Below are 12,697 nucleotides of genomic sequence, written 5' to 3' on the forward strand. Positions count from 1 at the left end.
TCGGCCGGCTACAATGCGCGCCATTCGACGCAGCCGCGCCCGTCGCGGAATCACGTCAGCAAGGAGAGACCCATGGGTGAACGTACGCCTCTGTACGACCTGCATCTTGCCCTCGGGGCCAAGATGATCGACTTCAGCGGTTGGGAGATGCCGCTGCACTACGGCTCCCAGGTGGAGGAGCACCATCAGGTGCGTCGCGAATGCGGCGTGTTCGATGTGTCCCACCTGCGCGTGGTGGACGTGAGCGGTGCCCAGGCGCAGGCCTTCCTGCAGCGCCTGCTGGCCAACGACGTGGCGCGCCTGGACTGTCCCGGCAAGGCGCTGTACAGCGTGGCGCTGAACGAACAGGGCGGCGTGGTCGACGACCTGCTGGTCTACCTGACCCTCGACGGCTACCGCCTGGTCAGCAACGCGGCCACCCGCCAGCGCCTGGCCGGCTGGCTGCGCCAGCAGGCCACCGGTTTCGCGGTGCAGCTGCGCGAGCGCAACGACCTGGCGATCCTCGCCGTGCAGGGTCCGGACGCACGCGCCCGGCTCAGCGCCCAGGTGACCATCGCCCGCGCCGCGCTGATCAAGGAGCTCAAGCCCTTCCAGGGGCTGGAGGAAGGCGGCTGGTTCATCGCGCGTACCGGCTACACCGGCGAAGACGGCCTGGAAGTGATGCTGCCGGCCAGCGAAGCGGTGGATTTCTTCAACGAACTGGTCGGCGCCGGCATCGCGCCGATCGGTCTGGGCGCCCGCGACACCCTGCGCCTGGAGGCCGGCCTGGGCCTGTACGGCCAGGACCTCGACGAAAACGTCTCGCCGCTGGTCAGCAACCTGGCCTGGAGCGTGGCCTGGACGCCAGGCCGCGACTTCATCGGCCGCGCCGCGCTGGAAGCAGAGCGCGAGGCCGGCGTGACGCGCAAGCTGGTTGGCCTGGTGCTGGAAGAACGCGGCGTGCTGCGCGCCCATCAGGCGGTGCGCGTGGAAGGCATCGGTGACGGCGAAATCACCAGTGGCAGTTTCGCGCCGACCCTCAACAAGTCGATCGCCCTGGCCCGCCTGCCGATGGCCACCGGCGAGCGCGCCGAGGTGGAAATCCGCGGCAAGTGGCATCCGGTGCGGGTGATCCAGCCGCCCTTCGTGCGCCACGGCCGCATCCTGATCTGATTGCTACTGCGACATCCCACTAGAGAGGAACCGACATGAGCCATATCCCCGCCGATCTGCGATATGCCGCCACTCACGAGTGGGCACGCCTGGAGAATGACGGCATCGTCACCGTGGGCATCACCGACCATGCCCAGGAAGCGCTGGGCGACGTGGTGTATGTGGAATTGCCGGAAATCGGTCGTACCCTGCGCGCCGGCGAGCAGGCCGGGGTAGTGGAGTCGGTGAAGGCCGCTTCGGATATCTATGCCCCGGTAGGCGGTGAGGTGGTGGCGGTGAACGGCGCCCTGGTGGACAGCCCGGAACTGATCAACAGCGAACCCTACGGCAGCTGGTTCTATCAACTGCGCCCGACCGACAGTGCCGAGCTGGACCAGCTGCTGGACGCCGCCGGTTACGAACAGGTCGCCGGGGCCTGAGATCACCTGTTCCTTCCGTCTGTAGGGCCGGCTAACGCCGGCCTGCAGCACACGCTCAATCCCCCCCGCCCGCAGCTTGCACCTTTCCCTGTGGGGCCGGCTTTACGCCGGCCGGCGGAGTGAAGTCATGTGCCCTGGGGCGGGCTTCTGTCCCCTACTCCTGTGCCAGCAATGCAGCAGCCAGCTGCAGGTCGCTGTGCGACGCCAGGTCCGGCCGGGCTTCGCGCAGCTGGCGCAGCGCGGCTTCCAGATAGGCGCCGCGCATGGCTCCGGCGCTGGCGACGAAGGCACCGGCATCCTCCCGGGCGGCGACCATCAGCTTGTCGTCCTTGAAGGTGGAATAGAGCGAGGCGGAAATCCCCGCCGAGGTGGCGTAATCGCTGGCATCCCGCGCCAGGGCCAGGCCTGGCAGGGCCAGCAGCGACGCACAGCACAGTGCGGTAACGGAACGCATGACAGCGGCTCCCGGACAAAGGGGGCAGACACTCCCCCGATGCAGCTCAGAAGCCGCTGCCGGCCGTGAAGTTCCGCTGCTCCGGCGGAGGGTCGCGGGCCAGCGCCTGCTGCAGCGCGGCGTCCAGACGGTACAGGTCGGGACGAAAACGCAGCCGGTTGTCGCTGTCCACCTCGACGGTCCAGTAGGCCATCAGGATCGGCATGGGCCGCACCAGGCGGTACTCGTGGGTGCGCCCGCTGTCCAGCAGGCGGCCGACCCGGGCGTGTTCGCCGTCCACCAGCAGCAGATCGATCAGCCCCAGCGCATGCTCCACCCGCACACAGCCGGAGCTGAAGGTGCGCTGCGCCTCGGCGAACAGGCGCTGGCTGGGCGTGTCGTGCAGGTACACGGAAAAGGGGTTGTCGAAGCGCAGCGCCACCTTGCCGAGCGGGTTGCTGGGCCCGGCGGCCTGGCGCAGCAGGATGCCGCGCGGACGGGACCAGTCCACGGCATGGGGATCCAGGCGGCGCCCCTGGTGGTCGAGGACGCTCATCTGATGACGGGCGAGAAAGCCGAGGTCGCGGCGGATCTGCGGCAGTTTGTCCTCGCGCAGGATGGTGGGTGGCACGGTCCAGGTCGGGTTAAGGGTCAGCCGCGCGATACGCGACTTGAGCTGCGGCGTCGGACGATCGGCGCGGCCCACCTGGGTGCGCGTCTCCCAGACCGGCTCGCCGTCGCGATAGAGCAACAGGCGCCCGCCGGCGATATCCACCACCAGCAGGTTGGCCTCCATGTCGCCGGCCAGCCAGCGCCAGCGCTCCAGATTGACGCGCAGCTGGGCGCGGCGCTGGGCCGGGCCGATGTTCAGCTCGGCCAGGGTCGCCGGACCGAGGACGCCGTCGTCCTTCAGGCCGTGCCGCTGTTGGAAACGCTCCAGCGCGGCGACCAGCTTGGGATCGTGGCGCAGCGGGTCGGCGCCGGGCGGGGTGAGCTCGTCGGGCAGATAGCCGGCATGGAACAGGCTGCGGCGCAGTAGCGGCGTGCGGGCATCCTTCTGGCCGGGACGCAGCAGCGGACCGCTCGGCAGGGCTTCGAACGGTGGCAGGGGTTGGCTGCGCTGCCGAGCATAGTGCGCGCGCAACGCCTGGTACTGGGGCAGGGACGGTCGGGCCTGGGCAAAGGCGCCGGGCAGGTCGTCGAGACCGCCCAGTGCCAGGATCAGCAGGCTGACCCGTTCGTCGCCAAGGGGTTCGAGGCGCCAGAGGGGGTCCAGCCCGGTGCGCGGCAGGTAACCCAGGCTCAGGTGCTGCAGTGCTTGCAGATAGCCATGACTGGCGCGCAGCTCGGCACAGGCCTGTTGCAGCGGGTCGGTTAGCGTGGCCGGCGAGCGAACCGGCAGGTAGTCGGCGGGGTCAAGACCATCATCGGCCAGCTGTTCCAGCTGCCGGGCCAGGCCGTCGAGGCGGCCGGCGGCCTGCCACTGCGGTCGATGGTCGAGGAGTTCGTAGAAGACCCGCAGTCGCTGGCGAGCCTGTTGCTCGACGGGGATCGGGCACAGCGATTGCTCCAGCGCCTGGCGAAGCGGCGGCCCGGCACTGATGACGTCTTGAGCACCCCACGCGACAAGCGGAGCCGTCAACAGCCAGGTGCTCAGATACAATGCTGCGCGTTTTTTATACAAACCAACGCTCCGGATACCTTCAAGCGCGCCGCCAGCCTACGCGGTGGCGCCAACAACGAGAGTCCCCGAAAAGTATAGGCAGGCTAACGCCGCTACGAGACAGGATGTCTGGAGTCGTAACCACGAGGCCTTTGCCAATGACGTCCCTTCTGCGACGAGCGCTGCTGCTCGCCGCCGGGCTCTGTTTGCCCGGTATGCCGCTGCTGGCGGCCGTCCCCTCCACGCCGCTGGCCGATGAGCTGGCCCGCAGCGCCCCGAAGCTGAACAAGCAGGTGCTGGTGCATGCCCTCTCGGCCATGCAGTGCGCGGTCAACTACGGTGCCGAGGCCGCCGACCGCCTGGCGGTGATCGACTTCTCGCTGCCCTCCAGCAAGCGCCGGCTGTGGATCTTCGATCTGCGCAGCAAACGTCTGCTGCTCAAGGACTATGTGGCGCATGGCAACAAGTCGGGCAACAACCTGGCGACGGCCTTTTCCAACCGGGAAGGCAGCCATCAGTCCAGCCTGGGGCTGTTCCGCACGGCGGAAAGCTACCGGGGCAAGCACGGCTACTCGCTGCGCATGGATGGCCTGGAGCCGGGGATCAACGATCGGGCCCGCGAGCGCGCCATCGTCATTCATCCCGCCGACTACGTGAACCCGCAGTGGATCGCCAGCCAGGGCCGTATCGGCCGCAGCCAGGGCTGCCCTGCGGTGCGCCCGGAAGTCGGGCGCATGGTGGTCGATAGCCTCAAGGGCGGCCAGTACCTGTTCGCCTGGTACCCGGATCAGCAGTGGCTGCAGAGCTCCGCCTACCTGAACTGCGAGCCGGAGCGGGTGGCCGGCATTCTCGGGCAGCGCTCGGACGGTTGAGGCAGGGCGGTGCGCTCGCGTCGATCACCTCTGACACTGTAGGAACGGCTTCAGCCGCGACGGGGTCGCGTACCGTCTATCGCGGCTGAAGCCGCTCCTACCTATTCAGCTCAGGCCTTACGGCGTTACCCGCAATACCTCTTCCACGGTGGTCAGCCCGGCGGCGATCTTGTGCGCGCCGGACAGCCGCAGGCTGCGCATGCCGTCCTTGAAGGCGGCGTGGCGCAGGGCGTTGAGGTCCATGTCCGGGTGGATCAGCGGCTTGAGCGCATCGCTCAGCTGCAGGATTTCATACACGCCGGCGCGGCCCCGGTAGCCGGTGTCGCGGCATTCCGCGCAGCCCACGGCGCGCTGGGCGCCAGCGGGCGGCGCCGCGCTCCAGGGTCGGGTCAGCGCCTGCCAGTCCGCCGGTGCAATCTGCGCCGGTGCCTTGCAGTGCGGGCACAAGGTGCGCACCAGGCGCTGCGCCATGATGCCGAGCAGCGTGGCCTTGAGCAGATAGTGCGGCACGCCCAGCTCCAGCAGGCGGGTGATGGCGCTGGGCGCGTCGTTGGTGTGCAGGCTGGACAGCACCAGGTGGCCGGTGAGCGCGGCCTGGATGGCCATCTCGGCGGTTTCCAGGTCGCGGATCTCGCCGATCATGATGATGTCCGGGTCCTGGCGCATCAGCGCGCGCACGCCGCTGGCGAAGCCCAGGTCGATCTGAGGTTGTACCTGCATCTGGTTGAAGGTCGGCTCGATCATCTCGATCGGGTCTTCCAGGGTGCAGACGTTCACCTGCGGCGTGGCAAGCTGCTTGAGGGTGGTGTACAGCGTGGTGGTCTTGCCCGAGCCGGTGGGGCCGGTGACCAGGATGATGCCGTGGGGCTGGCGGGTCATGGCCTGCCAGCGCTGCAGGTCTTCCGGGGAAAAGCCCAACTGATCGAAACTCTTGAGCAGCACCTCGGGGTCGAAGATGCGCATCACCATCTTCTCGCCGAAAGCGGTCGGCAGCGTGGACAGGCGCAGTTCCACCTCGCCGCCCTCCGGGGTGCGGGTCTTGATGCGACCGTCCTGCGGCTTGCGCTTTTCCGCCACGTTCAGGCGGCCGAGGCTCTTCAGGCGGCTGATCACCGCCAGGGTCACCTGCGGCGGCAGCTGGTAGACGGTGTGCAGCACCCCGTCGATGCGAAAGCGCACCGTGCCCTGCTCGCGGCGCGGTTCGATGTGGATGTCGCTGGCGCGCTGCTGGTAGGCGTACTGGAACAGCCAGTCGACGATGTTGACGATGTGCGCGTCGTTGGCGTCCGGCTCCTGGTCGCTGGCGCCGAGGCTGAGCAACTGCTCGAAGTTGCCGATGCCGCTGATCTTCTGATCCAGGCCGGCCGCGCCGCTCACCGAGCGGGCCAGGCGGTAGAACTCCTGGGTGTAGCGCTGGATGTCCGCCGGGTTGGCCACCACCCGGCGCAGCGGGCGCTTGAGCACATGCCGCAGGTCCGCTTCCCAGCCCTGTACGTAAGGCTCGGCGCTGGCGATGGTCACCGCTTCATTGTCCAGCGCGACGGCAAGAATGCGGTGACGCTGGGCGAAGGCATGGGACATCAGCGGAATCACGGCGGCGACGTCGATCTTCAGCGGGTCGATGCGCAGGTAGGACTGGCCGCTCTGCTCGGCCAGCCACAGGGTGAGGGTTTCCAGGTCCAGCGTGCGGCCGGGCTGGGCGAGGTCGTCCAGCTGCTGGGCGGCGATGATTTCCAGCGGGTGCGGGCGCCCCGTGGCGGCGCCCCGGCGCGCCAGGCACTGCTCGGCGCCGTCCTGGCTCAGGCGACCGCTGGCGACCAGCTCGCGCAGCAGGCCGCCGAGTTCCAGCCAGCGGTCGGCGATGGGCGGGGTGGAAGCGGACATGGGCGGCTCCTGCTGAGAACGATGGTTCGGCAGGTTAGCGATTCGCCGTTAATGGAGCGGTGCGCCCTTGCACAGTCCGCGCGCGGGAGTGGCTCTTGTGGGAACGGCTGTAGGAGCGGCTTCAGCCGCGATGCGCCCCGAAAGCTCGCGGCTGAAGCCCCTCCTACAGGGGTTGTGCAGGCCTTACTTCAACGCCTTCCAGGCCTTGAGCATCCACACGCGCTTGGCCTGCTCGGCGCGGGCCGGCAGGGTGGTCTCGTCGTCAACGCCCACAGGTTGCACCGCCAGTTCATGCAGCTTGTGCAGCTCGCCGTACAGGCGGTCGGTCTCGGCCACCTCCAAGACGCCACGCGCCAGGCGCAGCCAGACCAGCATGCGTTCCAGGCGCGGCAGCTGCTCGGGCAGCTCGCTCGGCTGGCGCTGGTAATTCTCCAGCGGCAGGACGCCGATTTCCTCGTGCAGGAACTGGCTCAGCCAGCGGCCGATGGCCGCCGCGCCGGCGCGGGTGCCGCGCGGGTTGCGTTGTTGGGTCCAGCTGCGCGCGAGCAGCCAGTGCGCCAGTTGCAGCGAGAACAGGCCCCAGCGGGTGTCGTCCAGCTCGGCGGCGAACTGCTGCGGCGCGGCCTGGCGGGCCGCTTCGTCGAGCTGTCCGGCCGTCAGGCGCGGGCGCCAGTCGGCCAGCAGCGCATCCAGCGCCTCGCGCAGCGCGTGGCTGCTGACCCGCGGTGCGGCCTGGCCGAGGCTGCCGAGCAGGGCGCGCAGGTCGATCAGTTGCTGCAGCCACTGCTCCAGCAGTTTCCAATGGCCGGTGAAGCGGTACTGCTCGGCCAGCCGCTGGCTGCTGCCCAGCAGGTGCCAGGCCAGCGCCGCGAACACCTCGTCCAGCGGCTGTTCGGCGTGCAGCGCCGGCGCCGGCAGGCTCAGGCTGTAGCTGCCGGCGTCGAACAGCCGGTAGCCGCGCTCGGCCTTGCTGATGTCGCAGGGCACCAGCGGCAGGTCGGCCGCCAGGCCGATGGCCAGCTCCAGCAGCGCCTCGGGGCGGCCCTTGCGCAGCTCCAGCTCCAGCTCGCAGATCTCTTCCTCGCGACCGTCGGCCAGCACCTTGCCCAGGTCCAGGGCGGCCTCGATCAGCACCTCATCCTCCCCCTCGCCCCAGCCGATGTCGGCCTTTTCGCGCACGAAGTCGGTGGTGAACAGCGGCTGCAGGCTGGCCTTGTCCAGCTCGGCCAGGCTGGCCGGCCAGCAGTCGTCGCCAAGCAGCGCAGGGTCCAGCTCGGGGCGTTGCAGGTACCAGTCCCACTCGTTGCGCTCGGACAGCCCGGCCACGCTCTGGCCGCGGCTCTTCAGGGTCTGGATGAACTGCTCGCCGTCGCGGCGCAGGCGCAGCGCGACGCGCGCGTGAGCCAAGTCCCGGTTGGCGGTGTCGTAATACTGGTTGTACAGCTCGACGCGCTGCCAGCCGCTGCGGTTGCGCCCGGCCAGCAGCGGGTGGTCGCGCAGCGTCGCCAGGGTGGCGCGGCTGGCGCGCAGTTTGATCTCGGTTTCTTTGTTCATGGAGGAGTCTCGCGAAAATGGCGTGCATTGTACGGGCAGCACGGGCGGCGGGCGTCACATGCGTAAAATTGTTTCAGATCAGTGACGCGAACTGGCCGGCAACGCGAGGCGGCTCTTATAATCCGGCATCTTTCAAACAGGGTCCCCCCTATGCCAACCAACCCCTTCGTCAGCCTGTTCGGGCGTTCGCCCATCGGCCCCATGCAGCAGCATATGGCCAAGGCGCACGAATGCGCGGCTCAACTGGTCCCCTTCTTCCAGGCGGTGATCGCCGAGGACTGGGAGCGCGTCGAGCAGCTCCAGAAGGACATGGCCCGGATGGAGAACGAGGCCGACAAGCTCAAGAAGGACGTTCGCCAGCACCTGCCCAAGAGCCTGTTCCTGCCGGTGCCGCGTTCGGACCTGCTCGATCTGCTCAGCGTGCAGGACAAGATTCCCAACCGCGCCAAGGACATCGCCGGGCTGATGCTCGGGCGCACCATGGTCATCCCCCAGCCGCTGCAGGCGCCGATGCTGAACTATGTCAGCCGCTGCGTCGAAGCCAGTGCCCAGGCGCTCAAGGCGCTCAAGGAGCTGGATGGGCTGCTGGAGACCGGTTTCAGCGGTCGCGAGGTGGCGCTGGTCGAAAAGATGGTCGAGGAACTCGAGGAAATCGAGCGCGACACCGATCGCATGCAGATCACCATTCGGCGCGCGCTGTATGCGCTGGAAAAGGACCTTCCGCCCGTCGATGTGATGTTCATGTACAAGATCATCGAGTGGGTCGGCGACGTGGCCGACCGCGCCGAGCGTGTCGGCAATCGTCTGGAACAACTGCTGGCGCGCTAAGCGCCAGCGTCCTTTTTAGGTATTCACAGGTAATTCGTTATGTCTCTTGTCGCGGACTACGGCTTCGTGCTGCTGGTGCTCGCCTGCGCGTTCGGTTTCTTCATGGCCTGGGGGGTTGGCGCCAACGACGTGGCCAACGCCATGGGCACTTCGGTCGGTTCCAAGGCACTGACCATCAAGCAGGCGATCCTCATCGCCATGGTCTTCGAGTTCTGCGGGGCCTACTTCGCCGGCGGTGAAGTGACCGAAACCATCAAGAACGGCATCCTCGACGCCAGCGAGATTCCTCCGGACCTGTTCATCCTCGGCATGATGTCCTCGGTGCTGGCTGCCGGCGCCTGGCTGCTGATCGCCTCGGTGAAAGGCTGGCCGGTCTCCACCACCCACTCCATCGTCGGCGCGGTGATCGGCTTCGGCGCGGTCGGCGTGTCGGTCGACGCGGTGCACTGGGAAGCCATCGGCCCGATCGTCGCCAGCTGGGTGGTGACGCCGTTCATGTCCGGGGTGATCGCCTTCGGCCTGTTCATGAGCGTGCAGGCGCTGATCATGAACACCGATAACCCCTTCCAGAAGGCCAAGCGCTACGTGCCGGTGTACATGTTCCTGACCGGCTTCATGGTCTCGATCATGACCTTCAGCAAGGGCCTCAAGCACGTCGGCATCAACCTGAGCGGCGCCGAGAGCCTGCTGTTCTCGCTGGGCATCGGCGCCCTGGTGGCGCTGCTGGGCATCGCCCTGCTCAGCCGCATCCAGGTGGACGAGGAAGCCGACAAGACCTTCCACTACGCCAGCGTCGAGAAGGTCTTTGCGGTGCTGATGATCTTCACCGCCTGCTCGATGGCCTTCGCCCACGGCGCCAACGACGTGGCCAACGCGGTCGGCCCGCTGGCCGCCGTGGTCGGCGCCATCGAGGCCGGCGGCAACATGATGGTCGGCGCCAAGTCCGCCGTGCCGGGCTGGGTGCTGCTGCTGGGCGCCATCGGCATCGTGGTCGGCCTGGCCACCTATGGCTGGCGGGTGATTGCCACCATCGGCAAGGGCATCACCGAGCTGACCCCCAGCCGTGGCTTCGCCGCCGAGCTGGCCACGGCCACCACCGTGGTCGGCGCTTCCGCCCTCGGCCTGCCGATCTCCACCACCCACACCCTGGTGGGCGCGGTACTGGGCATCGGCATTGCGCGCGGTATCGGCGCCTTGAACCTGGGCGTGATCGGCAAGATCTTCACCTCCTGGCTGGTGACCCTGCCGGTGGGCGCGGCCTTCTCGATCCTGTTCTTCCTGATCTTCCGCGCGATCTTCATCTGATCGCCCGCGCAGACGCCATGCCTCGCCGGCATGGCGTCTTTCGTGCTTCACTCCGCGCTGGTTGACCGCACGCACGGAGATGGTCGATGTCCCTTCCCTCGCTTGAGCAGCAATTCGCCGCGCTGATCGCCGCGTCCTCGGTGAGCTGCACCCAGCCGTCCCTCGATCAGTCCAACCGCGAGGTCATCGCCCTGCTTGAGGGCTGGCTCAGCGCCCTGGGCTTTCAGTGCGACGTCCAGCAGGTGCAGCCCGGCAAGTTCAACCTGCTGGCCAGCCGCGGCAGCGGTCCCGGCGGGCTGGTGCTGGCCGGGCACAGCGACACCGTGCCCTGCGATCCGGCGCTATGGCGCAGCGATCCCTGGCGGCTGAGTGAACGCGACGGCCGCTGGTACGGACTGGGCGCCTGCGACATGAAGGGTTTCTTCGCGTTGGTGATCGAGGCCGTGCGCGGCCTGCTCGATCAGCCGTTCCGCCAGCCGCTGATCATTCTCGCCACCTGCGACGAGGAAAGCTCCATGAGTGGCGCCCGCGCGCTGGCCGACGCGGGCCGGCCGCTGGGTCGCGCGGCGCTGATCGGCGAGCCGACCGGGCTCAAACCCATCCGCCTGCACAAGGGCGTGATGATGGAGCGTCTGGAGATCATCGGGCAGAGCGGCCACAGCTCCGACCCAAGCCTCGGCCACAGCGCGCTGGAAGCCATGCACGCGGCCATCGGCGAGCTGCTGGCGCTGCGTACCGAATGGCAGCGCGAGCACCACAACGGCCTGTTCCGGGTGGCGGTGCCGACCCTCAACCTCGGCTGCATCCACGGCGGCGACAACCCCAACCGCATCTGCGGGCGCTGTGCGCTGGACTTCGACCTGCGCCCCTTGCCCGGCATGCACGCCGAGAGCCTGCGCGCGGCGATCCGCGAGCGGCTGCGGCCAGTGGCCGAGCGGCATCAGGTGCGCATGGACTTCGCCCCGCTGTTCCCCGAGCTGCCGCCCTTCGAGGAACCCGCCGACAGCGAGCTGGTGCGCCTGGCCGAGCGCCTCACCGGGCACGCCGCCGAAGCGGTGGCGTTCGGCACCGAGGCGCCGTATCTTCAGCGCCTCGGTTGCCAGACCCTGGTGCTCGGCCCCGGCGACATCGACTGCGCCCACCAGCCGGACGAATACCTGGCCCTGGAGCGCATCGAGCCGACCGTGCAACTGCTGCGCCGGCTGATCGAGCACTACTGCCTGCAACCCATCGTCTGACGCCTCATCCGACAGGTCACTTTTCCATGCACGACTACGTCAGCTGGCTCCGCAATTCCTCGCCCTACATCAATGCGCACCGCGAGCGCACCTTCGTGGTGATGCTGCCGGGCGATGCCGTCGAGCACGCCAACTTCGGCAACATCGTCCACGACCTGGTGCTGCTGCACAGCCTGGGCGTGCGCCTGGTGCTGGTGCATGGCTCGCGCCCGCAGATCGAGGCGCGCCTGGCGCAGCGCGGGCTGACGCCGCGCTTCCACCAGGGCCTGCGCATCACCGACCAGCCGACGCTGGAGTGCGTGATCGATGCGGTCGGCCAGCTGCGCATCGCCATCGAGGCGCGGCTGTCCATGGACATGGCCGCCTCGCCGATGCAGGGCGCGCGGCTGCGCGTCACCGGCGGCAACTTCGTCACCGCGCGGCCGATCGGCGTGCTGGATGGCGTCGACTACCAGCACACCGGCGAGGTGCGGCGCGTCGACCGCAAGGGTATTGGCCGCCAGCTGGACGAGCGCAGCATCGTGCTGCTCTCCTCGCTCGGCTATTCGCCCACCGGGGAGATCTTCAACCTGGCCTGCGAGGACGTCGCCACCCGCGCCGCCATCGAGCTGGGTGCCGACAAGCTGCTGCTGTTCGGCGCCGAACAGGGCCTGCTGGACGCGGACGGACGGCTGATTCGCGAGCTGCGCCCGCAGCAGGTGCCGCAGCACCTGGAACGGCTTGGCGTCAGCTACCAGGCCAGCCTGCTCAAGGCCGCCGCCAGCGCCTGCCGGGGCGGGGTCAATCGCTGCCACATGGTCAGCTACGCCCAGGATGGCGCGCTGCTCAACGAACTGTTCACCCGCGACGGCAGCGGCACGCTGATCGACCAGGAACAGTTCGAATCGCTGCGCGAGGCGACCATCGCCGACGTCGGCGGGCTGCTGGAGCTGATCCGCCCGCTGGAGGAGCAGGGCATCCTGGTGCGCCGTTCCCGGGAAGTGCTGGAGCGCGAGATCGGCCAGTTCAGCGTGGTGGAGCGCGACGGCCTGATCATCGCCTGCGCCGCGCTGTATCCGGTGCCGGATTCCGACTGGGGCGAGCTGGCCTGCCTGGCGGTGCATCCCGACTACCGGCATGGCCATCGCGGCGATGCGCTGCTCGAGCGCATCCAGGAGCGCGCTCGCGCGCTGGGTCTGAAGACCCTGTTCGTGCTCACCACGCGCACCGCCCACTGGTTCCAGGAGCGCGGCTTCCAGGCCAGCGGCGTGGAACGCCTGCCGGCCGCGCGCGCCTCGCTGTACAACTATCAGCGCCAGTCGAAGGTGTTCGAAAAGCGCCTGGACCCGTAGCGCGACACGTCGGGCTTG

11 protein-coding genes are annotated in these 12,697 nt (G+C 68.4%); 7 read left to right on the forward strand and 4 right to left on the reverse strand.

The genetic code is table 11. The features are described from left to right. Window positions 1–72 precede the first annotated feature (72 nt). Both gcvT and gcvH read left to right on the forward strand, forming a co-directional pair. Window positions 73–1,152 (forward strand): glycine cleavage system aminomethyltransferase GcvT, encoded by a 1,080-nt coding sequence (gene gcvT / locus VL129_RS09175; protein WP_325412309.1) that lies wholly within the window; start codon window positions 73–75, stop codon window positions 1,150–1,152. A 35-nt stretch (window positions 1,153–1,187) separates the two neighbouring features. After that, window positions 1,188–1,571 (forward strand): glycine cleavage system protein GcvH, encoded by a 384-nt coding sequence (gcvH, locus tag VL129_RS09180; RefSeq protein ID WP_325412311.1) that lies wholly within the window; start codon window positions 1,188–1,190, stop codon window positions 1,569–1,571. A gap of 154 nt (window positions 1,572–1,725) precedes the next feature. On the opposite strand, the gene VL129_RS09185 is transcribed toward gcvH, so the two are convergent. Together VL129_RS09185 and VL129_RS09190 are read right to left on the reverse strand one after the other, a co-directional pair. Continuing rightward, window positions 1,726–2,025: a DUF2388 domain-containing protein gene (locus tag VL129_RS09185; protein ID WP_325412313.1), complete on the reverse strand. Its 300-nt coding sequence runs from the start codon at window positions 2,023–2,025 to the stop codon at window positions 1,726–1,728. Window positions 2,026–2,071: 46 nt separating this feature from the next. Next, window positions 2,072–3,646 carry a L,D-transpeptidase family protein gene (locus tag VL129_RS09190; protein ID WP_325412315.1) on the reverse strand — a complete coding sequence of 525 codons (1,575 nt, stop codon included), beginning with the start codon at window positions 3,644–3,646 and terminating at the stop codon, window positions 2,072–2,074. 179 nt (window positions 3,647–3,825) lie between these two features. Here VL129_RS09190 and VL129_RS09195 point away from each other — a divergent pair, with 179 nt between their 5' ends. Then, window positions 3,826–4,539, forward strand: a complete 714-nt coding sequence (locus tag VL129_RS09195; RefSeq protein WP_325412317.1) for a murein L,D-transpeptidase catalytic domain family protein — start codon at window positions 3,826–3,828, stop codon at window positions 4,537–4,539. 117 nt (window positions 4,540–4,656) lie between these two features. Here VL129_RS09195 and tfpB read toward each other — a convergent pair whose 3' ends face one another. Together tfpB and VL129_RS09205 are read right to left on the reverse strand one after the other, a co-directional pair. Further along, complete coding sequence (gene tfpB, locus VL129_RS09200; RefSeq protein WP_325412319.1) at window positions 4,657–6,423, reverse strand: type IV pilus assembly ATPase TfpB; 1,767 nt, start codon at window positions 6,421–6,423, stop codon at window positions 4,657–4,659. 183 nt (window positions 6,424–6,606) lie between these two features. Next, a complete protein-coding gene (locus VL129_RS09205; RefSeq protein WP_325412321.1) occupies window positions 6,607–7,977 on the reverse strand; it encodes a CYTH domain-containing protein in 1,371 nt (456 codons plus the stop codon). 150 nt (window positions 7,978–8,127) lie between these two features. On the opposite strand from VL129_RS09205, the gene VL129_RS09210 reads away from it, so the two are divergent. The 4 genes from VL129_RS09210 to argA all read left to right on the forward strand — a co-directional run bounded on the left by VL129_RS09210 (window position 8,128) and on the right by argA (window position 12,679). Next, window positions 8,128–8,805, forward strand: a complete 678-nt coding sequence (locus VL129_RS09210) for a TIGR00153 family protein (protein ID WP_325412323.1) — start codon at window positions 8,128–8,130, stop codon at window positions 8,803–8,805. A gap of 39 nt (window positions 8,806–8,844) precedes the next feature. After that, the gene (locus VL129_RS09215) at window positions 8,845–10,110 is read left to right on the forward strand and encodes an inorganic phosphate transporter (RefSeq protein ID WP_325412325.1); all 1,266 of its coding nucleotides are present in this window, start codon (window positions 8,845–8,847) and stop codon (window positions 10,108–10,110) included. 86 nt (window positions 10,111–10,196) lie between these two features. Next, complete coding sequence (argE, locus tag VL129_RS09220; RefSeq protein WP_325412327.1) at window positions 10,197–11,348, forward strand: acetylornithine deacetylase; 1,152 nt, start codon at window positions 10,197–10,199, stop codon at window positions 11,346–11,348. Window positions 11,349–11,374: 26 nt separating this feature from the next. Then, window positions 11,375–12,679, forward strand: a complete 1,305-nt coding sequence (argA, locus tag VL129_RS09225) for an amino-acid N-acetyltransferase (RefSeq protein WP_325412329.1) — start codon at window positions 11,375–11,377, stop codon at window positions 12,677–12,679. The last annotated feature ends 18 nt before the right edge of the window (window positions 12,680–12,697 follow it).

It is taken from the genome of Pseudomonas sp., assembly GCF_035497915.1.
GTDB lineage: Bacteria > Pseudomonadota > Gammaproteobacteria > Pseudomonadales > Pseudomonadaceae > Serpens.